General features: G+C 69.0%; 1 protein-coding gene. It reads left to right on the top strand.

All coding sequences use genetic code 11. The annotated features are described in order from the left end of the window. Nucleotides 1–16 precede the first annotated feature (16 nt). Nucleotides 17–419: FAD-binding protein (locus NE591_RS12720; protein ID WP_256156795.1), on the top strand; the 403-nt coding region annotated here is incomplete at its 3' end.

Raw genomic sequence — 419 nt, forward strand, 5'->3', positions numbered from 1 at the left:
CACCGAGGAGGGAATAATGAGCACTATTTCTCGCAGAGACCTGTTCAAGATCGGCGGCGTGGCCGCCGCGGGCGCCATGGGCATGTCCATGCTCGGGGGCTGCGCACCCCAGCAGCCGGTAGCCACCACCGGGGAGGCCGCCGCAGCAGCCGGGGACGGAACCCCGGCATTCTTCGTGAAGCCCGAGCCCATCACCGACATCGCCGACACCCGCGATTACGATGTCGTGGCCATCGGCGCCGGCGCCGCGGGCGTGCCCGCCGCCATCTCGGCCCACGAGGCCGGCGCGAAGGTGGCGCTGCTTCAGAAGGAGGCCACGGCAGTGTCCCAGGGCAACACCTGCGACTACATCATCGTCGACCAGACGGCTCCCGGCGGCGTGGAGGCCGTCGTATCTCTCATCAATGCCGACTGCTGCC

The organism is Adlercreutzia sp. DFI.6.23, from assembly GCF_024462535.1.
Lineage (GTDB): Bacteria > Actinomycetota > Coriobacteriia > Coriobacteriales > Eggerthellaceae > Adlercreutzia > Adlercreutzia rubneri.